This window comes from Micromonospora sp. NPDC048170 (genome assembly GCF_040652795.1).
Lineage (GTDB): Bacteria > Actinomycetota > Actinomycetes > Mycobacteriales > Micromonosporaceae > Micromonospora.
In genome coordinates this window covers 78,942-99,933 of the sequence record NZ_JBEZMR010000005.1, presented here as the reverse complement: position 1 = coordinate 99,933, position 20,992 = coordinate 78,942, and the positions used below count along the sequence as shown (strand labels likewise).

Here is a 20,992-nt window from a genome sequence, read left to right as displayed (position 1 = left end):
CAGTCGCGAGCGAAAGGTTGGCACCCCGCGAAGCGCGAGGAGTGAGCGCAGCGAGCCCCACAGTCGCGAGCGAAAGGTTGGCACCGTGAGTCAGTCCGCCGTTCAACCCACGCCGGCCTCCCCGACGCCCGGGGGCGGGCACCTGCTGGACGTACGGGACCTGCACATCGAGTTCCGCACCGGCGAGGGCGTGGCCAAGGTGATCAACGGGGTCTCGTACCACCTGGACCCCGGCGAGACGCTCGCCGTGCTCGGCGAGTCCGGCTCCGGCAAGTCGGTCACCGCTCAGGCGATCATGGGCATCCTCGACACTCCCCCGGCCGTGATCCGCTCCGGCGAGGTCCTCTACCAGGGGCGGGACCTGCTGAAGCTGCCGGAGGAGCAGCGCCGGCAGGTACGCGGCAAGGAGATCGCGATGATCTTCCAGGACGCCCTGTCCGCGCTGAACCCGGTCTTCCCGGTGGGCTGGCAGATCGGCGAGACGCTGCGCCAGCGCGAGGGCATGTCGAAGGCGGACGCCCGCGCTCGGGTCGTCGAGCTGATGGACCTGGTGAGGATCCCGGGGGCCGCCAACCGGCTCGGCGACTATCCGCACCAGTTCTCCGGCGGCATGCGGCAGCGCGTCATGATCGCGATGGCGCTGGCCATGAACCCGAAGGTGCTGATCGCCGACGAGCCGACCACGGCCCTGGACGTCACCGTGCAGGCCCAGATCATGGACCTGCTGGCCGACCTCCGCCGCGACCTCGACATGGCGATGATCCTGATCACCCACGACCTCGGCGTGGTCGCCGGCGTCGCCGACCGGATCGCGGTCATGTACGCGGGCCGGATCGTCGAGCACGCCGACGTCCGCTCGCTGTACCGGGCGCCGGCCCACCCGTACACGAAGGGGCTGCTGGAGTCGATCCCGCGCCTGGACGTGCGGGGTCAGGAGCTCTCCACGATCAGGGGGCTGCCGCCCAACCTGATGCGGATCCCGTCCGGCTGCCCCTTCCACCCCCGGTGCCCGTACGTGCAGCAGGTCTGTGTCGACGTGGTGCCGCACGACCTGGTCCTGGGCGACGGCCGGACCAGCGCGTGCCACTTCGCCCAGGAGGTCCGTGATGACAGCGCCCGCTAGCCCCACGAAGGTGCGTGGCGAGACGATCCTCGCCGTCGACAACCTGGTCAAGCACTTCCCGATCCGGCAGGGCGTGCTGTTCCAGAAGCAGATCGGCGCCGTCAAGGCCGTCGACGGGGTCAGCTTCGAGCTGCGCCGGGGCGAGACCCTCGGGGTGGTCGGCGAGTCCGGCTGCGGCAAGTCGACGCTGGCCCGGCTGCTGATGCGGCTGGAGACGCCGACCGCGGGCCGGGCCACCCTGGAGGGCAGGGACCTGTTCAAGGCCTCCGGCGGCGAACTGCGCCGGCTGCGGCGCAACATGCAGATGGTGATGCAGGACCCGTACACCTCGCTGAACCCGCGGATGACGGTCGGCGACATCATCGGCGAGCCGTTCGAGATCCACCCCGACGCGGCGCCGAAGGGCAGCCGGCAGCAGCGGGTACGGGAACTGCTCGACGTGGTCGGCCTGAACCCCGAGCACATCAACCGGTACCCGCACCAGTTCTCCGGCGGTCAGCGGCAGCGCATCGGCATCGCCCGCGCGCTCGCCCTGCGACCCGAGATCATCGTCTGCGACGAGCCGGTCAGTGCCCTGGACGTGTCGATCCAGGCGCAGGTCATCAACCTGCTGGAGAAGCTCCAGGACGAGTTCGGCCTGTCGTACATCTTCATCGCGCACGACCTGTCGGTGGTCCGGCACATCTCGGACCGGGTCGCGGTCATGTACCTCGGCAAGATCGTGGAGATCGGCACCGAGGACGAGATCTACGAGCGGGCCACCCACCCGTACACCCAGGCGCTGCTCTCGGCCGTGCCGGTGCCGGACCCGGAGGCCCGCGACCAGCGCACCATGATCCGGCTCACCGGCGACGTGCCGAGCCCGGCCGACCCGCCGAGCGGCTGCCACTTCCGCACCCGCTGCTGGAAGGCCCAGGAGGTCTGCGCCATCCAGGAGCCCCACACGGTCCTCCGCGCGGCGGACCCACACCCCTCGGCCTGCCACTTCGCCGAACTCCGCCCCACCCCCTGACCGCCCGCCGCCCGCCGCCCGCCGCCCGCCGCCCGCGATCTTGCACTTTGCGCCCGCGAAATGCGCACTTTGATCCGATTTCTAGGGGCACAAAGTGCAAGATCGACGAAAGTCAGGGGGCGGGCGGAGGAGGGGAGGGGGAGGGGGAGGGGGCGGGAGGGAGGGGGAGGGAGAGGGGGTTAGTGGAAGAAGTGGCGGGTGGAAGTCAGGTACATCGTCACGCCCGCCTCCTTGGCGGCGGCGATGACCTCCTCGTCCCGGATCGAGCCGCCCGGCTGCACGATGGCGCGGACCCCGGCGTCGATGAGGATCTTCGGGCCGTCGGCGAACGGGAAGAACGCGTCCGAGGCGCAGACCGCGCCCCGGGCCCGGTCCGCACCGGCCCGGCTGACCGCGAGCTGCGCCGAGTCGACCCGGTTGACCTGGCCCATCCCCACACCGACGGTCGCGCCGTCCCTGGCCAGCAGGATCGCGTTGCTCTTCACCGCGCGCACCGCCCGCCAGGCGAAGGCCAGGTCGCGCAGGGTCGCCTCGTCGGCGGGCTCACCGGTGGCCAGCCGCCAGTTGGCCGGGTCGTCGCCCTCGGCGTCGATCCGGTCGGCCATCTGCACCAGTACGCCGCCGGTGACCTGCCGCCACTCCGCCGGCAGCGGGTCGAAGGCCGGCGCGTGCAGCAGCCGGATGTTCTTCTTGGCCTGGAGGATCTCCACGGCGCCCTCGTCGAATCCCGGTGCCACCAGTACCTCGGTGAAGATCTCCGAGACCTGCCGGGCCAGCTCGACCGAGACCGGCCGGTTGACCGCGATCACCCCGCCGTACGCGGATACCGGGTCGCAGGCGTGCGCCTTGCGGTGCGCCTCGGCCACGTCGGCGCCGACCGCGATGCCGCACGGGTTGGCGTGCTTGATGATCGCCACCGCCGGCTGCTCGGCGAAGTCGTTGGCCGCCCGCCACGCGGCGTCGGCGTCGACGTAGTTGTTGTAGGACATCTCCTTGCCGTGCAGCTGCTCGGCCTGGGCGAGGCCGGCCGGGCTGGACGGGTCGACGTAGAGCGCCGCCGGCTGGTGCGGGTTCTCGCCGTATCGCAGCACCGCCGAGCGGCGCAGCGACAGCCCGGCGAAGCCCGGCCAGCCGTCCTCCTCGGGCGCCAGCGTCGCGGCGCACCACTCGGCCACCGCCACGTCGTACTCAGCGATGACGGCGAAGGCGCGGGCGGCCAGCACCCGCCGCTGGGCCAGCGTGAAGCCGCCCCCGTCGAGCGCGGCGAGCAGCGCCGGGTACGCGGCCGGGTCGGTGACCACGGCGACCGAGGCGTGATTCTTGGCGGCTGCCCGGACCATGGCCGGACCGCCGATGTCGATCTGCTCCACGCACTCCTCGACGCCGGCGCCGGAGGCGACCGTGGCCTGGAACGGGTACAGGTTGGACACCAGCAGGTCGATTCCCGTGATGCCGTGCTCGTCGAGCTGGGCGACGTGGGAGTCCTTGCGCAGGTCGGCGAGGAGCCCGCCGTGCACCTTCGGGTGCAGCGTCTTGACCCGGCCGTCGAGGATCTCCGGGAAGCCGGTGACCGTCTCCACCGGGGTCACCGGCACCCCCGCGCCGGCGATGGTCGAGGCCGTGCTGCCGGTCGAGACGATCTCCACCCCGGCCGTGTGCAGCGCCCGGGCCAGCTCGACCAGGCCGGTCTTGTCGTAGACGCTGACCAGCGCCCGCCTGATCGGGCGGCGTTCGTCCTGAGTGGAACTCACGGGACCGTGACCTTTCTTCCGGTGATCGTCCAACCTTCGCGGACCAGGCGGCCCACCTGCTCGACGAGCTGGTGCCGCTCGGCTTCCTTGATGCGCTCGGTGAGCGTCTCGACGTCGTCGTCGTCGTGCACCGGCACGGCGACCTGCGCGACGATCGGGCCGGTGTCCATGCCGGCGTCGACGAAGAAAAGCGTGGCCCCGGTGACCTTCACGCCGTAGGCGAGGGCGTCGCGCGGGCCGTGGATGCCGGGGAACGCCGGCAGCAGCGTGTTGTGCGTGTTCAGGTAGCGGTCACCGAAGGCGGCCAGGAAGCGCGGGCCGACCAGCTTGAGGAAGCCGGCGGAGATGACCAGGTCGGGCCGGTGCTCGGCGACGCGGGCGGTCAGCACGGCGTCCCAGTCCTCGCGGGTGGGGTGGTCGGCGACCCGCTCGACGAAGGTCGGCACCCCGGCCGCGGCGGCCCGGTCCAGACCCGCAATGCCGTCCCGGTCGGCGCCGACGGCCACCACCCTGGCCCCGTACGCCGGATCGGCGCTCGCGTCGAGCAGGGACTGGAGGTTGCTCCCGGAGCCGGAGACGAGGACGACGATGCGGGCGACGGACGCGGGCTCGGTCACCGGGCCAGCCTATCGGGCGGGCCGGGGGGCCCATCCGCTGGGCAATACGACATTCACCGACGACGTGATTGGCCCGGACCAGGTACGCTGCCGGCGCTCGGGCCCGGCGCAGCGTCCGGCCCGCACCCATCAGTGATCCGACGCCCGCGGGGTGTCGAGTGGAACGAGGAGTACGCCGAGATGCAGCCCGGATACCAGCCGCAGCAGCCGCCCGTCGACAACAACATGACGATGTCGATCGTCGCCATCTTCCTCTTCTGGCCGCTGGCCATCCCGGCGATCATCAACGCCTCCAAGGTGAATCCCCTGCTCCAGCAGGGCGACTACGCCGGGGCCCAGGCCGCCGCCGCCGAGTCGAAGAAGTGGTCCAAGTGGGCGCTCATCGTCGGCATCAGCTGGTATGTGATCGTGCTGGTGTGCTGCCTGCTCGGTGGCCTCGCCGGTGTGGTGGGCGGCAGCACCTCCACCAGCAGCTACTGACAGATCGGACGAGGAGTCGCATGCAGCCCGGTTACCCCGGACAGGATCCGTACGGCCAGCAGCCGCACCAGGATCCGGCCGTGCCGCCGCACCACGACCCGTACGCTCCGCCGCCGGCGGCGCCGTACGGTCAGCAGCCCACCTCCGGGCAGCCGAACGACCCGTACGCGGCGCCGCAGTACCCCTACGGCCAGCCTGACCCGTACGGCCAGCCGCCCACCTCGGGCCAGCCCTACGGTCAGCCGGCGCCGGGTCAGCCCTACGGGCAGCAGCCGTACGGGCAGCAGCCGTACCAGGACCCGTACGGTCAGCAGGCGTACCCGCCGCCCATGTACCCGAACGCGGGGTTCACCGGGAAGGGGCCGGGGCAGCAGCAGAACACCCTCGGCCTGGTGTCGATGATCCTCGGTATCGCCTCGATCCCGCTGGTCTGCTGCTATCTCGGCATCCCGCTGGGCATCGCCGCGTTGGTGACCGGCTGGCTGGGCAAGCAGAAGGCCGACCAGGGGCAGGCCGGCAACAGCCAGGCCCTCGCCGGCCTGATCTGCGGCGCCATCGGCGTCGTGCTGGGCCTGCTCCAGATCGCCTACGTGGTCTTCGGCTTGTTCAACCTGCCCGACCAGCCCTGACCGGCATGCGACAGGGGCGCACCGGCTCGGCCGGGGCGCCCCTTCGGCGTTGTCGGGCCCTCAGCGGGACGCGCGGGACAGCGCCCGGGTGGCGGCGGCGCCGACCAGCGCCCCGACCGTGACGACCGCGGTCGCCACCGCCGCCACCTGCCAGGCGACGGGCCCCACCTGGGCGAGCCGGCCGCCGCCGAGCGATCCGGCGGAGGCTGCCGCCGCGGCGCCCACCAGCAGGCCGGCCACCGGACCGGCGAGCGCCGCCGGCCCGAGCAGCGGCCCCCAGCGCAGCGGTGCCCGGTCGTCGGCGGCGAGCCGCAGCAGCCGGCGGGCGAGCAGCCAACCTGCGGCCATCCCGGCGAGGACCGGCACCGCGAGCAGCCCGGCCCCGAGCCCGTCGACCGGCCCGCGCGGCAGCCCGGCGAGCAGTGGTATGGCCGGCAGCGCCCCCACGGAGACCTCGCTGGTGCGCACCGCGGTGTCGGTGCCGACGGCGAAGCCCGGACCGAGCAGGTAGCTGACCGACCAGACCGTGGCGTTGGGCGCGTAGGCGAGGCTGACCAGCGTGATCCCGGCCTGGCCGGCGACCCCGGTGCGGTAGGCCCCGATCAGGTCGGCGGCGTCCCCGCCCCCGGTGGCCACGGCGAGCCCCGCCGCTCCGGCTCCGGCGCCGAACAGCAGCAGCCCGGCGACCAGCCCGGTGCGGATGCCGTCGCGCAGCGGCTTCGGGCATCGCGCGGCGAGCAGACCGGCCACGTGCGTGGTCCGGGCCGCGCCGACCAGGGCGGCGAGCGTGCCGAGCACCACGAACGTCAGCCCGGCGCGCACCGGTGACGCGCCGACGAGCAGCGCGCCGAGCACCCCGAGCAGCGCGTACGCCAGGCCGACCGCACCGGCGGCGAGGAGCGCCTGCCGGGGCGAGCGCCCGCCCCGCGCGCCGATGGCCCGGCTGGCATGCACGCCGGAGCGGGTCAGCCGCCAGACCACCAGCGCGGTCAGCGCCAGCGGGGCCAGCCCGAGCGGGCCAGCGGCGGTGTCCAGCGGGACGCCGTGCCCGAGCAGCCAACCGGCCAGCCCGGCACGGAGCGCGCCCGGCACGGAGGCGGCACCCTCGCTGAGTTGGAAAAGCCAGAGCACGACGACGACCGGCAGCCAGGAGGTGAGCGCCGCCCAGCCGGCCGCGACCCCGGCGGCGACGGCGAGCGGGGCGCGGCTGCGGCGCGGCTCGCCGTCGCGCGGCGCGGGCACCCGCCGGCCCCGCGCGGCGGGCGCGGCCGGCCGGGCGCCGGGGCCGACCCTCGCGCCGGGACGGCTGGGCTGATCAGGGGTGACGGAGGACATCGCGTCTACTCTGGCACGTCGGGCCGGCGGCGGCAGTCCGATACCGCCCCACGGCGGCGACGAGTTCCGTGATCCACCATCTCCCGCCCCCGATCCGGTCTAGCCTCGGGCGCAGGGACGCGACTGTGGGTCGCGGCACCGACGCCCGGAGGAGAGCCGTGAACACTCCGTATCCGCCGCCCCCGCCACCACCGGCCGCGACCGGCCAGGACCGCACGACCCTGTGGGGCGTCCTCGGCATCATCCTCGGCCTGCTCTGCTGCGGCATCCTGGGGATCGTCTTCGGCTACCTGTCGATCCGGGACGCCAAGCGCTTCGGCCAGTCGCCCGTGCTCGGCTACCTGGCGATCGCGTTCGGCGTGCTCAACATCATCGGCAGCGGCATCCTCTGGGCCGGGGGCAACTACCCGCTCTACAACGACTGAAGTCGCGCACCCACGACGGCGGAGGGCCGACCGCGAACGGTCGGCCCTCCGTCGTACGTCAGTCGGGCTCAGCCCGCGGACATGATCTCCCGCATGAGCTTGGCGGTCTCGGTCGGGGTCTTGCCGACCTTGACGCCGACGGCCTCCAGCGCGCTCTTCTTGGCGTCGGCCGTGCCCGCCGAGCCGGAGATGATCGCACCGGCGTGGCCCATGGTCTTGCCGGGCGGCGCGGTGAAGCCGGCGATGTAGCCGACCACCGGCTTGGTCACGTTCGCCTTGATGAACTCGGCGGCCCGCTCCTCGGCGTCGCCGCCGATCTCACCGATCATGACGATCGCGTCGGTGTCCGGGTCGGCCTCGAACGCGGCGAGCGCGTCGATGTGGGTGGTGCCGATGATCGGGTCGCCGCCGATGCCGACGCAGGTGGAGAAGCCGATGTCGCGCAGCTCGTACATCATCTGGTAGGTCAGCGTGCCGCTCTTGCTGACCAGGCCGATGCGGCCGGTGCCGGTGATGTCGGCCGGGATGATGCCGGCGTTGGAGGCGCCCGGCGAGGCGATGCCCGGGCAGTTCGGGCCGACGATCCGGGTCCGCTCCCCCTTGGCGACGTTGTACGCCCAGAACGCGGCGGTGTCGTGCACCGGCACGCCCTCGGTGATCACCACGGCCAGGTCGATCCCGGCGTCGATCGCCTCGACGACCGCGCCCTTGGTGAACTGCGGCGGTACGAAGATCACGGTCACGTCCGCACCGGTCTGCGCCATCGCGTCCGCGACGCTGGCGAAGACCGGCAGCTCGGTGCCGTCGAAGTCGACCGACTGGCCCGCCTTGCGCGGGTTGACGCCGCCGACGACGTTGGTGCCCGCGGCGAGCATCCGCCGGGTGTGCTTGGAACCCTCGGAACCGGTCATCCCCTGGACGATGACCTTCGAGTCCTTGGTCAGCCAGATAGCCATTGTCAGACCCCCGCAGCCGCCAGCTCGGCGGCCCGCTCGGCCGCGCCATCCATCGTGTCGACCCGCTGGACCAGCGGGTTGTTCGCGCCGTCGAGGATCGCCCGGCCGGCCTCGGCGTTGTTGCCGTCGAGGCGGACGACCAGCGGCTTGGTGACCTGCTCGCCGCGCTGCTCGAGCAGGGCCAGCGCCTGCACGATGCCGTTGGCGACCTCGTCGCAGGCGGTGATGCCACCGAAGACGTTGACGAAGACGCTCTTCACCGACGGGTCGGAGAGGACGATCTCCAGCCCGTTCGCCATCACCGCGGCGCTCGCGCCACCACCGATGTCGAGGAAGTTGGCCGGCTTGACACCGCCGTGCCGCTCACCGGCGTACGCGACCACGTCGAGGGTCGACATGACCAGGCCGGCGCCGTTGCCGATGATGCCGACCTCGCCGTCGAGCTTGACGTAGTTGAGGTCCTTCTCCTTGGCGGCCTGCTCCAGCGGGTCCACCGCGGCCTGGTCGACCAGCGCCTCGTGGTCCGGGTGCCGGAACGCGGCGTTCTCGTCCAGGGTGATCTTGGCGTCGAGCAGTAGCAGCTTGCCCTCGCCGGTCTTCGCCAGCGGGTTCACCTCGACCAGCGTGGCGTCCTCGGCGACGAAGGCCTTCCACAGGCCCACGGCGACCGCGACGACCTGGTCGGCGACCTCGGCCGGGAAATTGGCGGCGGTGACGATCTCGCGCGCCTTTGCCTCGTCGACTCCGGTGTTGGCGTCGATCGGGGCCTTGACGACCTTCTCCGGGGTGTCGGCGGCGACCTGCTCGATGTCCATGCCGCCCGCGACGCTGGCGATGCAGAGGAAGGTGCGGTTCGCCCGGTCGAGCAGGTAGGAGAAGTAGTACTCCTCGGCCACGTCCGCGGTCACGGTGATCATGACCTTGTGGACGGTGTGGCCCTTGATGTCCATGCCGAGGATGTCGGTGGCGCGGGCCACCGTCTCCTCGGCGCCCTCGGCCAGCTTCACGCCGCCGGCCTTGCCACGGCCACCGACCTTCACCTGCGCCTTGACGACCACCCGACCGCCGAGGCGTTCGGCGATCGCGCGGGCCTCCTCCGGGGTCGTGGCGACGCCGCCGGCGAGCACGGGCAAGCCGTGCCGCTCGAACAGGTCCCGCCCCTGGTACTCGTACAGGTCCACGTTTGCGCGTCCCGTCCCGTCTCCGCGGCGCGCCGTCGCGCCGCCACCAGCGTATGGAAAACAGTTTGACGCCTGTCATCAGATGAAACAGGCCATTGGGCGCAGCCTAGCGAGGTGGACACCGCCGGCAACCGAGCGGGTGCGCGTTGTGTGGTAATGCACAATCGGCGGCGGCGCGCGGCCTTTCCGCGACTTCGGTCCGATGTCAGCCGTCCGGACGATGTTGCCCGGCGTGCGTAACCCCACCGGAAAGGCGTCGTTGAGTCAGGTGTCGGAGCGCTGATTCAGCGCGGCGACGGGAGACGGCCGATGCCCTGTCGGTCGAGGGGTGGCGGCGGGGCATCGTGCATAGAGGGGCCGGACGTGTGAGGGGTGCGTCCGGCCCCTCCCCCTGTCCGGGGTCAGCCGGTCACCGGTCCGGAATCCCGCGACAGCCCTCCTGCGGCCGGCCCGCTCCCCAGCCCAGGACCGCCGTCAGGCGACCGGCTGGGCGACGTTCTCCCGGACCCACTCGACGATCGACTGGGTGGTCGCACCCGGCGTGAAGACCTTGGCGACCCCGAGCCGCTTCAGCTCCGGGATGTCGGCCTCGGGGATGATGCCGCCGCCGAACACCACGATGTCGCGGGCGTCGCGCTCACCGAGCAGCTCCACCACCCGCCGGAACAGCGTCATGTGCGCTCCCGACAGCACGGAGAGCCCGACCGCGTCGGCGTCCTCCTGGATCGCGGTCTCCACGATCTGTTCCGGGGTCTGGTGCAGGCCGGTGTAGATGACCTCCATACCGGCGTCCCGAAGGGCACGCGCGACGACCTTTGCACCACGGTCGTGGCCGTCCAGGCCCGGCTTGGCGACGACGACCCGAACACGAGAGCTCATCAGCGCATCCCTTCACCGGCTCCGCGGCTTCACTGAACGAACGGTAACCCGCCCCGCCCGGCCCTGGAAATCCGGGCGGCGAACCGCACGGCGCGCGGCCCCGACCGGAACCCTGCCCGGACAGCGCGCCCTTACCGCCGCGACCCTCGGCGTCAAGCCGGACGACTCCGCCGTTCGGTCACGCTGCGCGACGAACGGGCAGTTAAGGGGGCGCCGTTCGACGGGTACGAGCCATGACAATCACGGACGCAAAGGGACAGAACGCGGAGGCAATTCGGCGCTTCGGCTTGTGACGGGACTGCTCCTTGGCTAACGTGTCCACGGTTGTCATCAGGTCCACGGACGGGTGACGACGCGGCCAACCGACGTTCACCAGTGCTTCACGGGCGTCGAGGAAGCCGCATCGGATCCCCGACAACGGAGGGTGTGCGTGCGCCAGCGCCTGTCGTCTGAGCCCGATCGATATCGCGGCCGCCGCCGCGTACCCACCCCCCCGCGTAGCCGCTACGCAGCCGTCGTCACCACCGCGTTCGTCGGTGCCGGCATCGTCGCGATCGGCGCGGGAGCCCTGCCGGACGCCAAGAGCGTCAGCCCGTCGGTCCTCGACGAGCTCAAGGCCGCCTCGACCATCAACCAGGACGCCGCGGCCCGCGCCGACGCCGACAACCGCGCCTCCCGCGACAGCGACCGGGCCGGAGCCGACAAGTCCGCCGAGCCCGAGGTCTGGCTGCTCCCCCTCCAGGGCTACGAGTTCAACTCGCCCTACGGCATGCGCTGGGGCAAGCTGCACACCGGCGTCGACCTGGTCGCCCCCGAGGGCACGCCCTACGTCGCCATCCACGGCGGCACCGTCACCAAGGCCGGCTGGTTCGGCGGCTACGGCTACACGGTGATCGTCCAGCACGCCGACGGCACCGAGGCGATCTACGGCCACTCCTCCGCGCTGAACGTCAAGGAGGGACAGCAGGTGAAGGCGGGCGACCAGCTCGGCCTCGTCGGCAACACCGGCCACTCCTACGGCCCCCACCTGCACCTTGAGGTGCATGTCAAGGGTGAGCCGCTCGACCCGGTGCCGTGGCTCAAGGAGCGCGGAGTGGACATCCAGCTACAAGTCGAGCTGTACTACAGCGAGGTAGCCGCACCCTGACGCTGCGTATCGCCCGCCGACCGCCCGGATCTGTCGATCCGGGCGGTTTTTGTTTGCCCGCCAGGTGCCAAAGTGAGGCGGGTCACGTGCACGACTGTGACCGACGTCATGGTCATGCATGATCACTTTTACGAGCGAAAGCCCTGCAAGGGGATGGAACGGACAGCCATGGCAGCCAACGGCTCGCCGAGGCCCCCTCCCCCTACCCGTCATGCCACGCGCCGACACCAGTATTTCGAGGTCAAGTGCCCCCTCGATCAGTGAAGGTCCGCCGTGCAGGAAGACATTCGGAACGAGAACACCCCCGACGCCCCCGTTCGGAAGCCGAGGCGGATCGGCGGCCGCACCCGCGTGATCGTCGCCGCGGCGGCCCTGGCCGGGCTCGGCCTCGGCGGAGCAGCCTTCGCGGCCACCGGGAACGACGAGCCTTCCGTCCCGGCCGCCGCCGTCGACACGCAGGCCCGCGCCGAGGCCGCCGACCGCGCCGACCGCTCCACCCGCGAGACCGCCGTCCCGGCCACCCCCTCGGCGAGCTCGACCCCCAGCCCGACGAAGGCCAGCCCGTCGGCGAAGCCCAGCCCGAAGGCGACCACCGCCAAGCCGAAGCCGAAGCAGACCAGCAAGCCGAAGCCCGCCTGGGTCATCCCGATGAAGGGCGCGGCGATCACCTCCTGCTACGGCCCGCGCTGGGGCACCCAGCACGCCGGCATCGACTTCGCGCTGCCCGCCGGTACCCCCGTCCGCGCGGCCTTCGGCGGCACCGTCACCAAGGCCGGCGACGTCGGCGACGGGTACGGCATCTCCGTCTTCGTCGACCACGGCAACGGCTACCTGACCCACTACGCCCACCTGAGCACCGCAAAGGTGAGCGTGGGCGCGAAGGTCGGCGCCGGGCAGACCATCGGCCTGGAGGGATCCACCGGCGACTCCACCGGCCCGCACCTGCACTTCGAGGTGCACCAGGGCCAGATGTGGAACCAGATCGACCCCGCGCCGTTCCTGCGCGCCCGGGGCATCGACGTGGCCTGCTGACCCGTACCACCGGAAACGGCCCGGTCCGGCGCGCTGCCGGACCGGGCCGTGCCGGTTCTCAGAGCTTGTCGATCGGGGCGTGCCGGAGCACCAGCCACATCGTCTGGTCGCCGAAGTCGATCTGCGCCCGGGCGCCCGGGCCGTGCCCCTCCACGGCCAGCACCCGACCCAGCCCGTAGCGCTGGTGGTTGACCCGGTCGCCGGCGGACACCTTCGGCCCCTGCGGCAGCTCGCTCGCCGTGGTCAGCCGGCTGGCGTCGACCCCCAGCCGCTTCGCCAGCTGCGCCGCCTTGGGCGTACCGCCGTTGAAGCCCCCACGCCCGCCGGACACGCGGTCCGCGCGGCCACCCACGCCGCCGCCCCCGCCGGCCCACGAGGTGTACGACCCCTCGGTGCGCTCCCAGCGGACCAGTTCCGGCGGCAGCTCCTCCAGGAACCGCGACGGCGGGTTGTAGGCCGGCTGCCCCCACGCCGAGCGGGTGACCGCCCGGGAGAGGTGGAGACGCTGGCGTGCCCGGGTGATGCCGACGTACGCCAGCCGGCGCTCCTCCTCCAACTCCCGGGTGTCGCCCAGCGAGCGCAGGTGCGGGAAGACGCCGTCCTCCAGGCCGGTCAGGAAGACCACCGGGAACTCCAGGCCCTTCGCGGTGTGCAACGTCATCAGGGTGACGACGCCCTGATGGTCCGGATCGTCGGTCGGCACCTGGTCTGCGTCGGCGACCAGCGCGACCTGCTCCAGGAAGCCGGCCAGGGTCGCCCGCTCCCCCTCCTCGCCGACCGCCTCGATCCGCTCCGTGTACTCCCGGGCGACGCTGACCAGTTCCTGGAGGTTGTCGACCCGCCCCGCGTCCTGCGGGTCGAGGCTCTCCTCCAGCTCGGTGAGGTAACCCGAGCGGGTCAGCAGCGCCTCCAGCACCTCCTCCGGGGTGCCCGTCTCGGCCAGCTCACGGGCGCCGTCGAGCAGGGCGACGAAGTCGGCGATGCCGTTGGCCGCCCGGGTGGAGATGCCCGGGGCGTCCTTCGCCCGCCGCAGCGCCGCCCCGAAGGAGACCCGGTCCCGGCTGGAGAGCGCCTCCACGCACGCCTCGGCCCGGTCGCCGATGCCCCGGCGCGGGGTGTTGAGGATCCGGCGCAGGCTGACCGTGTCGTCGTCGTTGACCACCGCGCGCAGGTAGGCCAGCGCGTCGCGGACCTCCTTGCGCTCGTAGAAGCGCACCCCGCCGACCACCTTGTAGGGAAGGCCGACCCGGATGAACACCTCCTCGAAGACCCGGGACTGGGCGTTGGTGCGGTAGAAGACGGCCACGTCGCCGGGGCGGGCCTCGTCGGCGTCCACCAGCCGGTCGATCTCGCGGGCCACCCAGTCGGCCTCGGCGTGCTCGGTGTCGGCCACGTAGCCGACGATCGGCTCGCCGGCACCCGCCTCGCTCCACAGCCGCTTCGGCTTGCGCGAGGTGTTCCGGTCGATCACCGCGTTGGCCGCGTTGAGGATGGTCTGGGTCGAGCGGTAGTTCTGCTCCAGCAGGATCGTCCGGGCGTCGCTGAAGTCGCGCTCGAACTCCAGAATGTTGCGGATCGTGGCGCCCCGGAACGCGTAGATCGACTGGTCGGCGTCACCGACCACGCAGAGCTCCGCCGGCTCGATCCCCTCCGTGCCGGAGACCAACTCCTTGATCAGCGTGTACTGGGCGTGGTTGGTGTCCTGGTATTCGTCCACCAGCACGTGCCGGAACCGCCGGCGGTAGCTCTCCGCGACGTGCGGGTGGGACTGGAGCAGGTGCACCGTCGTCATGATCAGGTCGTCGAAGTCCAGCGCGTGCGCCTCGCGCAGCCGCCGCTGGTAGAGCGTGTAGGCCTCGGCCAGCGCCCGCTCGTTGGGGCCCTTGGCGCGACCCGCGAACTCCTCCGGGTCGACCAGCTCGTTCTTCAGGTTGGAGACCTGGGCGGCCAGCCCACGCGCCGGGTAGCGCTTCGGGTCGAGGTCGAGCTCCCTGGCGACCATCTGCATCAGCCGGCGGGAGTCGTCCGCGTCGTAGATCGAGAAGGTCGACTTCAGCCCGGCGTGCTCGTGCTCGGCACGCAGGATGCGCACGCACGCGGAGTGGAACGTCGACACCCACATCAGCCGGGCCCGGGGACCGACCAGGTGGGCGACCCGCTCCTTCATCTCGCCGGCGGCCTTGTTGGTGAAGGTGATCGCGATGATCTCGCCGGGGTGCACGTCCCGGGCGGCCAGCAGGTAGGCGATCCGGTGGGTGAGCACCCGGGTCTTGCCCGAACCCGCGCCGGCCACGATCAGCAGCGGCGAGCCGGCATGGGTGACGGCGTCGCGCTGCGGCCCGTTCAGCCCCTCGACCAGGGCCTGCGGGTCGAGGCGGACGGGAGCCGACCTCGGCCGGTGCGGCGAGGTCGGGGCGGGATCCGGCGCGGGCGGGGACACGGGGATGTCGAAGAGAGGATGCATCGCACGGCGAGTCTATGCCGCCGGGCGGACACTTCCCCGCCCGCGCACCCCTGGCACGATCGAGCCGCCGTCCGGGCCGGCCGATCCGACCGTCCGGTACGCCCGGACCGCCCCCGCGTCGCCCCCCGCATGCCCGACCGGAGGTAGGAAGGAATCCCTTCCTGACCGGTCGAGACGAGAATGTCACCCTGTCGCGTCTGGTGCCGGCGTCCCCCATGCAGAACGATGACGGTGAAAATCCGGCTCCTCCCCCGTACACGACTGGGAGAACGACCATGACTCAGCCGCGTTCGCGCGGTCGGGCAGCGCTGCGTCACCTCGCCGCGCCCACCCTCGCGTTGGCCGTCGTCGCCACGCTGACCACCACTTCCCGGCCCGCACCGACCCCCGCCGACGACCAGTGGCCCGCCCTGGCCCCCGTCTCGGTCTCCTACGCCGCCCCCACCGGCGGGGAGGTCAAGGGCAACTTCCTGAGCTACAACGACTTCCACGGCGCCATCGACCCGCCCGGCGGCAGCGGCGCGACGGTCAACGGCACGCCCGCCGGCGGCGTGGAGTACCTCGCCACCTGGCTGAAGAAACTGCGCGCCGAGGCCAGGGCCGAGGGGCGCGTCACGACCACCGTCGGGGCCGGTGACCTGATCGGCGCCACCCCGCTCGTCAGCGCCGCCTTCCACGACGAGCCGACCATCGAGCTGATGGACGAGATCGGCCTGGACATCAGCTCCGTCGGCAACCACGAGTTCGACGAGGGCGTCGACGAGCTGATCCGGATCAACAAGGGCGGCTGCCACCCGGTCGACGGCTGCCAGGACGGGGACGGCTTCGCCGGCGCGAAGTTCACGTACCTGGCCGCCAACACCGTCAGCAGGAAGACCGGCCTGCCGATCCTGCCCCCGGTCGACGTGCGGTTCGTCGGCGGCGTGCCGGTCGGCTTCGTCGGCGTGACCCTGGAGGGCACCCCGAGCATCGTCAACCCGGCCGGCATCGCCTCCGTGAAGTTCACCGACGAGGTGGCGACCGCCAACAAGTGGGGCGGCCTGCTCAAGCTCTTCGGTGTCAAGGCGATGGTGCTGCTGGTGCACGAGGGCGGCGCACAGTCCCCGCCGCCGGCCACCCCGGGCGTCTCGGACTGCGCCAACTTCTCCGGCCCGGTCGTGGACATCGTCCGCGGCCTGCGGCCGGAGTTCGGGCTGGTCGTCTCCGGCCACACCCACCGCTTCTACTCCTGCTCCCTGCCGAACTCCTCGGGGGCCCGCAGCGTGGTCACCAGCGCCGGCAACAACGGCCAACTGGTCACGGACGTGGACTACTCGCTGGACCGGCGCACGGGCCGGTTCACCGGGATCACCGCCCGCAACGTGGTAGTCGAGAACGGCGTCCGCAACCCGGACGGCACCTGGCAGCAGAGCGCGCCGGGCTCGTACGTGCGCAACCCGGACCTGGTGGACCCGGGCGCCAAGGCTCTGGCCGACAAGTACCGGGCGGCCGTGGCGCCCATCGCCAACCGGGTCGTGGGCCGGATCTCGTCCGACATCGTCCGCGACGTCCGCCCCAACGGGGAGAGCCCGCTGGGTGACGTGATCGCCGACGCGCAGCTCGCGTACACCCGATCGAACGGGGCGCAGATCGCGCTGATGAACCCGGGTGGCATCCGGGCGTCCCTGCCGTACGCGGCCTCGGCCGGGGGCGAGGCGCCGGGCGAGGTCACCTACGGCGAGGCGTTCACCGTCCAGCCGTTCAACAACCTGGTGGTCACCCAGACCCTCACCGGCGCCCAGCTGCGCAACGTGCTGGAACAGCAGTTCGTCGGCTTCAACGGGCAGACCACCCAGCGCATCCTCCAGGTCTCCGCCGGGCTGACCTACTCCTACGACAGCACCGCCCCGGCTGGCTCCCGGGTGAGCGCCCTGGCGTTCGACGGCGCGCCGGTCGACCCGGCCGCCAGCTACCGGGTCACCACGAACGACTTCCTGGCAAACGGCGGGGACGGCTTCACCGAGTTGCAGGCCGGCACCGACCGGAGCACCGCCCCCGGCTTCGACGTCGACGCGCTCGTGGCGTACCTGGGCGCCGGCGCCCCGGTCGCTCCCGGGCCCGCCGACCGCATCACCCGCCTCGGCTGAGGCAGGGGCGGTCCCGGTCGGGAGGCGGGTGGTCCCGGCGTCGGCGACGGCGCCGGGACCACCCGAACGGGCAGGGGTTCCGCCGAGTCCTTGCGCGGGCAGGCCGGAGGTCGGCATACTCGACGGCGTGTTCGGTCAGCGCTTCTACTTTTACTACGGCACCGGGAGTCCGGCAGCCGTAGGTCGCGCCTGATCAACCAGACCTACGAAAAGCCCCGGGCTCCTGGAGCCCGGGGCTTTCTCCGTCCCGGGATCCCGGCACCGGGCACCTGAAGGCGAGGGGTACCCGATGATGACAGACGTGGTGGAGTCCAACGGCGGCGTGCGGCGACCCGAGGCGGGCCGGCCCGACTCCGTCGACGCGCCGGGCGGTGCCGGCGACACGAAGCCGGAGGTGCGCACCGGCACCCCGGAGCCGACCGCGGCGGCCCGGATCGTCGAGATCCGGGAGCGGATCGACGAGATCGACCAGGCGCTGATCGAGCTGTGGCAGGAGCGGGCCGGGCTCTCCAAGGAGGTCGGGGTGACCCGGATGGCCTCCGGCGGCACCCGGCTGGTGCTGTCCCGGGAACGGGAGATCCTGGAGCGCTTCCGGCTCGCCCTCGGCGCCGACGGCACGCAGCTCGCGCTGCTGCTGCTCCGCGCCGGTCGCGGCCCCCTGTGAGGCGTACGGCGGCAGCGGCCGGCAGCCCGCCGCGGTCCCCGCTGCCGGGGCGGTACGGCGGGGACGTGGCCCCGAAACGGCGGAACCGCCTGCCGGCGTCGCGATGACGCCGGCAGGCGGTTCCGTGGGTGTCACGCCTCGTGCGTTGCCACGATCTCGCGCTTCTCCGCGAAGTGGCAGGCGCTCGGGTGGTCCGAGCCGGAACGGATCTCCAGCAGCGGGACCTGCTCGGCGCAGATGTCCTGCGCCTTCCAGCAGCGGGTCCGGAACCGGCAGCCCGAGGGCGGGCTGATCGGCGACGGCACGTCACCGGTGAGGCGGATGATCGCCTTGCTGTCCCGGACGGTCGGGTCCGGCACCGGCACGGCCGAGAGCAGCGCCTGGGTGTACGGGTGGGTCGGCCGCTCGTAGATCTCGTCCTCGGTGCCGATCTCGGCGATCTTGCCGAGGTACATGACCGCGACCCGGTCCGACAGGTGGCGGACCACCGACAGGTCGTGCGCGATGAACACGTACGACAGGCCGAACTCGCCCTGGAGCTTCTCCAACAGGTTCATCACCTGCGCCTGGATCGACACGTCCAGGGCGGAGACCGGCTCGTCGCAGACGATGATCTCGGGTCGCAGGGCGAGCGCGCGGGCGATGCCGATGCGCTGCCGCTGACCGCCGGAGAACTGGTGCGGGTACCGGTTGATGTGCTCCGGGTTGAGGCCCACCAGGTCGAGCAGTTCCTTGACCTTGTCCCGGCGGCTGTTCTTCGGCGCCACCTCCGGGTGGATCTCGAACGGCTCGCCGATCAGGTCACCGACCGTCATCCGCGGGTTCAGCGAGGTGTACGGATCCTGCATCACCAGCTGGATCTGCCGGCGCAGCCGACGCAGCGCCGGGCCGGAGAGCTTGGAGATGTCCTGGCCCTTGTAGTGGACGCTGCCGGCGGTCGGCTTCTCCAGGTTCATCAGGACCCGGGCCAGCGTCGACTTGCCGCAGCCCGACTCGCCGACCACACCCAGCGTCTCGCCGGCCTTGAGCTCGAAGGAGACCCCGTCGACCGCCTTGACGTGACCGATGGTCTTCTTGAACACCACACCCCGGGTCACGGGGTAGTGCTTGACCAGGTCACGGACCTCGAGGATGTTCTCAGTCACGGTTCACCAGCTCCTCGGCGAAGTGGCAGGCGCTGGCCCGGCCGGAGCCGACCTCCAGCAGCGGCGGGACCTTCTCCCGGCAGACCGACTGCACCATCGGGCAGCGCGGGTTGAACGGGCAGCCCGACGGGATGTTCATCAGGTTCGGCGGGAGGCCCTTGATGGTCCGGAGCTGCTGCCCCTTCTCGTCGAGTCGCGGGATCGAGTTGATGAGGCCGATCGTGTACGGGTGCGCCGGCTTGGCGTACAGGTCGTAGACGTTGGCTTCCTCCACGATCCGGCCCGCGTACATGACCGCGATCCGGTCCGCGACGTCGGCGACCACGCCGAGGTCGTGGGTGATCAGGATCAGGCCCATCTGCCGCTCGCGCTGGAGCTCGGCGAGCAGGTCCATGATCTGCGCCTGCACCGTCACGTCGAGCGCGGTGGTCGGCTCGTCCGCGATCAGCACCTCCGGGTCCAGGGCGAGCGACATCGCGATCATCGCGCGCTGCCGCATACCGCCCGAGAACTGGTGCGGGTAGCTGCTGAACCGGCCCTTGGCGTTGGGGATCTTGACCTGGTCGAGCATCTCGATCGCGCGCTTCTTGGCGTCGGATCGGCTCATGCCGCGCCGCACCCGGAACTGCTCGGCGATCTGGAACCCGACGGTGAAGACCGGGTTCAGCGCCGAGAGCGCGTCCTGGAAGATCATCGCGATGCCCTCGCCGCGGATGCGGCGCCGCTCCTCGAAGGACATGCCGAGCATGTCCTTGCCGTGGAAGCGGACCTGACCCCCGGTGACGAAGCCGGGCGGCGTGTCGAGGATGCCCATGACGGTCTGCGCGGTGACGCTCTTGCCGGAGCCGGACTCGCCGAGCACGGCGAGGGTCTCCCCCGCGTCGACGTGGTACGTGACCCCGTTGATGACCTTGGCGACGCCGTCCCGGGTGCGGAACTCCACCCGGAGGTCGTCGACCTCGAGCAACCTGCCCGAGGGGCGGCCGGACGCACCGGCCGCGGACTGCTCGGACACCAGAATGTCGGACAACTGAATCTCCCCTAGCGGAGTTTCGGATCGAGGGCCTCGCGGACCGCCTCACCGAGCATCACGAAGCTCAGCACGGCGGTGACGAGGAACGCGGCGGGGAAGAAGAGCAGGTACGGCGAAACGCGGAGGAGGCTCTGTGCCTCGTTGATCATGATGCCCCAGGACACCACCGGGCTCTTCAGGCCGACGCCCAGGAAGGACAGCGTCGCCTCGGCGCCGATGTAGGAGCCGACCAGGATCGTCCCGTAGACCAGCAGCGGTGCCAGGCAGTTCGGCAGCAGGTGCTTGAGGATGATCCGACCGGTGCCGGCGCCGAGCGCGCGGGCGGCGACGATGTAGTCCGCCTCCTTGGTGGCCAGCACCGAGGAGCGCATCAGCCGCATCACGACCGGCCAGCCCAGCACGATCAGCGACATGCTCACCAGAGCCATGATCTCCGCCTTGCTGTTGCTGGTGCCCGACCCGTTGAAGGTGGTCAGGATGACGATGGCACCCAGCACGAACGGCAGGCCGAAGAAGATGTCGGCGATGCGGGAGAGCAGCGCGTCCACCCAGCCGCCCCGGTAGCCCGCGATGATGCCCATCGTGCCGCCGAGGAGCAGCACACCGGCCACGGAGAGCAGGGAGACCACGATGGACGCACGGGCACCGTAGATCACCCGGGCGAAGACGTCACGGCCCTGGAGGTCGTAGCCGAACCAGGCGTCCGACGACGGGCCGACGAGGCTGTTCTGCAGGTTGCCGTTCTCCGCGTCGCCGGAGCTGAACAGCGAGGGGAAGGCGGTCATCAGCAGGAAGATGACGATCAACGTCGCGGAGATCCAGAACAGCGGCTTGCGACGCAGGTCGCGCCAGGCGTCGCCGAGCAGGCCGCGCGGCTTCTCCTTGCGGGCGTTCTCCGGCAGCCCCGCGTTGGTCGGCGCGCCGAGCTCGGTCGGCCCCGTGGCGGGCGGCGTGCTGACGATCGAGGCGGCACTCGGGTCACTCATGCCCGTA

Annotated in this window: 19 protein-coding genes; 9 read left to right on the top strand and 10 right to left on the bottom strand. The window is 71.6% G+C overall.

From position 1 onward, the window contains the following. Nucleotides 1-85: 85 nt before the first annotated feature. Nucleotides 86-1,123, top strand: a complete 1,038-nt coding sequence (locus tag AB0D32_RS10965) for an ABC transporter ATP-binding protein (RefSeq protein WP_357087674.1) — start codon at nucleotides 86-88, stop codon at nucleotides 1,121-1,123. Beyond that, the gene (locus AB0D32_RS10960) at nucleotides 1,107-2,135 is read left to right on the top strand and encodes a dipeptide ABC transporter ATP-binding protein (RefSeq protein WP_357087672.1); all 1,029 of its coding nucleotides are present in this window, start codon (nucleotides 1,107-1,109) and stop codon (nucleotides 2,133-2,135) included. Before AB0D32_RS10965 ends, AB0D32_RS10960 begins: the two co-directional genes overlap by 17 nt. A gap of 179 nt (nucleotides 2,136-2,314) precedes the next feature. Here the strand turns inward: AB0D32_RS10960 and purH are convergent, their stop codons facing one another. Continuing rightward, complete coding sequence (purH, locus tag AB0D32_RS10955; RefSeq protein ID WP_357087671.1) at nucleotides 2,315-3,886, bottom strand: bifunctional phosphoribosylaminoimidazolecarboxamide formyltransferase/IMP cyclohydrolase; 1,572 nt, start codon at nucleotides 3,884-3,886, stop codon at nucleotides 2,315-2,317. Next, nucleotides 3,883-4,503: a phosphoribosylglycinamide formyltransferase gene (gene purN, locus AB0D32_RS10950; protein ID WP_357087668.1), complete on the bottom strand. Its 621-nt coding sequence runs from the start codon at nucleotides 4,501-4,503 to the stop codon at nucleotides 3,883-3,885. Before purN ends, purH begins: the two co-directional genes overlap by 4 nt. A 132-nt stretch (nucleotides 4,504-4,635) precedes the next feature. Between purN and AB0D32_RS10945 the strand changes: the two genes are divergently transcribed. Beyond that, entirely contained in the window at nucleotides 4,636-4,983 is a 348-nt protein-coding gene (locus AB0D32_RS10945; RefSeq protein WP_357087666.1) for a CD225/dispanin family protein, read from the top strand. A gap of 20 nt (nucleotides 4,984-5,003) precedes the next feature. Continuing rightward, a complete protein-coding gene (locus tag AB0D32_RS10940; RefSeq protein ID WP_357087663.1) occupies nucleotides 5,004-5,612 on the top strand; it encodes a DUF4190 domain-containing protein in 609 nt (202 codons plus the stop codon). Between the two features lie 60 nt (nucleotides 5,613-5,672). Here AB0D32_RS10940 and AB0D32_RS10935 read toward each other — a convergent pair whose 3' ends face one another. After that, the gene (locus AB0D32_RS10935; protein ID WP_357087660.1) at nucleotides 5,673-6,947 is read right to left on the bottom strand and encodes a DUF6350 family protein; all 1,275 of its coding nucleotides are present in this window, start codon (nucleotides 6,945-6,947) and stop codon (nucleotides 5,673-5,675) included. Nucleotides 6,948-7,105: 158 nt separating this feature from the next. Between AB0D32_RS10935 and AB0D32_RS10930 the strand changes: the two genes are divergently transcribed. Then, a complete protein-coding gene (locus AB0D32_RS10930) occupies nucleotides 7,106-7,372 on the top strand; it encodes a hypothetical protein (RefSeq protein WP_357087657.1) in 267 nt (88 codons plus the stop codon). Between the two features lie 68 nt (nucleotides 7,373-7,440). On the opposite strand, the gene sucD is transcribed toward AB0D32_RS10930, so the two are convergent. The 3 genes from sucD to AB0D32_RS10915 form a co-directional block, all read right to left on the bottom strand. Next, entirely contained in the window at nucleotides 7,441-8,328 is an 888-nt protein-coding gene (gene sucD / locus AB0D32_RS10925; RefSeq protein WP_357087653.1) for a succinate--CoA ligase subunit alpha, read from the bottom strand. A gap of 2 nt (nucleotides 8,329-8,330) precedes the next feature. After that, on the bottom strand, nucleotides 8,331-9,509 hold the full coding sequence (gene sucC, locus AB0D32_RS10920; RefSeq protein WP_357087650.1) for an ADP-forming succinate--CoA ligase subunit beta: 1,179 nt from the start codon (nucleotides 9,507-9,509) through the stop codon (nucleotides 8,331-8,333). Between the two features lie 474 nt (nucleotides 9,510-9,983). Next, nucleotides 9,984-10,388: a cobalamin B12-binding domain-containing protein gene (locus AB0D32_RS10915; protein ID WP_357087647.1), complete on the bottom strand. Its 405-nt coding sequence runs from the start codon at nucleotides 10,386-10,388 to the stop codon at nucleotides 9,984-9,986. A gap of 430 nt (nucleotides 10,389-10,818) precedes the next feature. Between AB0D32_RS10915 and AB0D32_RS10910 the strand changes: the two genes are divergently transcribed. Both AB0D32_RS10910 and AB0D32_RS10905 read left to right on the top strand, forming a co-directional pair. Then, nucleotides 10,819-11,535, top strand: coding sequence for a M23 family metallopeptidase (locus AB0D32_RS10910; protein WP_357087644.1), 717 nt, complete (start codon nucleotides 10,819-10,821; stop codon nucleotides 11,533-11,535). 285 nt (nucleotides 11,536-11,820) lie between these two features. After that, complete coding sequence (locus tag AB0D32_RS10905; protein WP_357088076.1) at nucleotides 11,821-12,567, top strand: M23 family metallopeptidase; 747 nt, start codon at nucleotides 11,821-11,823, stop codon at nucleotides 12,565-12,567. 58 nt (nucleotides 12,568-12,625) lie between these two features. Here the strand turns inward: AB0D32_RS10905 and pcrA are convergent, their stop codons facing one another. After that, the gene (gene pcrA / locus AB0D32_RS10900) at nucleotides 12,626-15,031 is read right to left on the bottom strand and encodes a DNA helicase PcrA (RefSeq protein ID WP_357087640.1); all 2,406 of its coding nucleotides are present in this window, start codon (nucleotides 15,029-15,031) and stop codon (nucleotides 12,626-12,628) included. Nucleotides 15,032-15,306: 275 nt separating this feature from the next. Between pcrA and AB0D32_RS10895 the strand changes: the two genes are divergently transcribed. Together AB0D32_RS10895 and AB0D32_RS10890 are read left to right on the top strand one after the other, a co-directional pair. Further along, entirely contained in the window at nucleotides 15,307-17,157 is a 1,851-nt protein-coding gene (locus AB0D32_RS10895) for a bifunctional metallophosphatase/5'-nucleotidase (RefSeq protein WP_357087636.1), read from the top strand. A gap of 289 nt (nucleotides 17,158-17,446) precedes the next feature. Beyond that, on the top strand, nucleotides 17,447-17,821 hold the full coding sequence (locus tag AB0D32_RS10890; protein ID WP_357087633.1) for a chorismate mutase: 375 nt from the start codon (nucleotides 17,447-17,449) through the stop codon (nucleotides 17,819-17,821). Nucleotides 17,822-17,952: 131 nt separating this feature from the next. Here AB0D32_RS10890 and AB0D32_RS10885 read toward each other — a convergent pair whose 3' ends face one another. From AB0D32_RS10885 to AB0D32_RS10875, 3 genes are read right to left on the bottom strand one after another with little or no spacing between them, the layout of a single operon-like run. After that, nucleotides 17,953-18,966: a dipeptide ABC transporter ATP-binding protein gene (locus tag AB0D32_RS10885; RefSeq protein ID WP_357087631.1), complete on the bottom strand. Its 1,014-nt coding sequence runs from the start codon at nucleotides 18,964-18,966 to the stop codon at nucleotides 17,953-17,955. Further along, nucleotides 18,959-19,981 (bottom strand): ABC transporter ATP-binding protein, encoded by a 1,023-nt coding sequence (locus AB0D32_RS10880; protein ID WP_357088073.1) that lies wholly within the window; start codon nucleotides 19,979-19,981, stop codon nucleotides 18,959-18,961. The genes AB0D32_RS10885 and AB0D32_RS10880 overlap by 8 nt, the downstream gene beginning before the upstream one ends. Before the next feature lie 26 nt (nucleotides 19,982-20,007). After that, nucleotides 20,008-20,985 carry an ABC transporter permease gene (locus AB0D32_RS10875; RefSeq protein ID WP_357087628.1) on the bottom strand — a complete coding sequence of 326 codons (978 nt, stop codon included), beginning with the start codon at nucleotides 20,983-20,985 and terminating at the stop codon, nucleotides 20,008-20,010. Nucleotides 20,986-20,992: the final 7 nt, after the last annotated feature.